The sequence below is a fragment of the Stenotrophomonas pictorum JCM 9942 genome (genome assembly GCF_001310775.1).
GTDB classification, from domain to species: Bacteria; Pseudomonadota; Gammaproteobacteria; order Xanthomonadales; family Xanthomonadaceae; genus Stenotrophomonas; species Stenotrophomonas pictorum.
In genome coordinates, this window is record NZ_BAZI01000542.1 from 1 (window position 1) to 1,404 (window position 1,404).

The 1,404-nt window shown below is 65.5% G+C and carries 2 protein-coding genes and 1 pseudogene; all 3 read left to right on the forward strand.

Going from position 1 to position 1,404, the window contains the following annotated elements; genetic code table 11:
- Positions 1-243: aminotransferase class I/II-fold pyridoxal phosphate-dependent enzyme (locus JCM9942_RS15850; protein ID WP_157722991.1), on the forward strand; the 243-nt coding region annotated here is incomplete at its 5' end.
- On the forward strand, positions 240-1,313 hold the full coding sequence (hisB, locus tag JCM9942_RS15855) for a bifunctional histidinol-phosphatase/imidazoleglycerol-phosphate dehydratase HisB (protein WP_054660827.1): 1,074 nt from the start codon (positions 240-242) through the stop codon (positions 1,311-1,313). The genes JCM9942_RS15850 and hisB, both read left to right, overlap by 4 nt.
- Positions 1,310-1,404: pseudogene (gene hisH / locus JCM9942_RS19255) on the forward strand (imidazole glycerol phosphate synthase subunit HisH); the annotation flags it as partial. The gene hisB and the pseudogene hisH, both read left to right, overlap by 4 nt.

The following is a 1,404-nucleotide window of genomic DNA, read 5'->3' on the forward strand; positions in this document are numbered from 1 at the left end:
TGCAGGCGGCTTTGTCGGACGCTGCCGGCGGTGCGCCGGGTCTACGCGTCGGATGCCAACTTCCTGCTGGTGCGCTTTGCCGATGCACAGGCCGCATTCCAGGCCCTGCTGGCCGCCGGAGTGGTGGTGCGCGACCAGCGCGGCGCCCCGCAACTGCACGACGCCCTGCGCATCACCCTGGGTACCCCTGAACAGAACGACCGCGTCTTGGACGCACTTGCCACGCTGGAGCCTGCCGCATGACCCCCATTCTGTTTGTCGATCGCGATGGCACCTTGATCGAGGAGCCGGCCGACTTCCAGATCGACGCCTACGAGAAAGTGCGGCTGGTGAAGGATGTCATCCCCGCCATGCTCAGGCTGCGCGATGCCGGCTACCAGTTCGTGATCGTCTCCAACCAGGACGGGCTGGGCAGCGAAGCTTATCCGCAGGCCAGTTTCGATGGCCCCAACAACCTGATGCTGCAGATCTTCGAAAGCCAGGGCATCGTCTTCCGCGATGTGCTCATCGATCCGAGCTGGCCGGCCGACAACAGCCCCAACCGCAAGCCGGGCATCGGCATGATGGTCTCCTACCTGCAGGACCGTTCCATCGACTGGGCGCGTTCGGCCATGGTCGGTGACCGTCCCACCGATATCGCCTTCGCCGACAACATGAACATCCGCGGCTTCCAGCTGCGTACCGGCCAGTTCGGCGGCGACTGGGACTGGGACGCCATCGCCCACGAACTGGCCGACGCGCCGCGCCGGGCCAGCGTCCAGCGTGATACCAAGGAAACGCAGATCCGCGTCTTTGTCGATCTGGACAAGGTCGCCAGTTCAAAGATCAGCACCGGTCTGCCGTTCTTCGACCACATGCTCGACCAGATCGGCCGTCATGGCGGGTTTGCGCTGGAAGTTGAGGCCAAGGGAGACCTGCATATCGACGAGCACCACACCATCGAGGACACCGGCTTGGCGCTGGGCCAGGCGCTGCGTGAGGCGCTCGGCGACAAGCGCGGCATCGGTCGCTACGGCTTCACCCTGCCGATGGATGAAACCCTGGCCAGCGCCGCGCTGGATTTCAGCGGCCGCCCGTATTTCGTGTTCGAGGGCGATTTCAGGCGCGAGAAGGTCGGCGACATGCCCACCGAGCTGGTGCCCCATTTCTTCCGCTCGCTGTGCGATGCGGCGGGGTTGAACCTCAACCTCAAGGTGGAAGGCGACAACGACCACCACAAGGTCGAGGCCTGCTTCAAGGCGCTGGCCCGTGCGCTGCGCCAGGCCATCCGCCGCGAAGGCACGCAGCTGCCATCGACCAAGGGGGCCCTGTGAGCATTGTCGGACTGGTGGATGCGGGCGGTGCCAACCTCGGTTCGGTGCGGTTCGCGCTGGAGCGGCTGGGCGTGGACGTGCGCATGGTTCG

Coding starts and splice junctions, on each gene's coding strand:
- hisB (WP_054660827.1), top strand. CDS start 240: ATGACCCCCATTCTGTTTGTCGATCGCGATGGCACCTTGATCGAGGAG.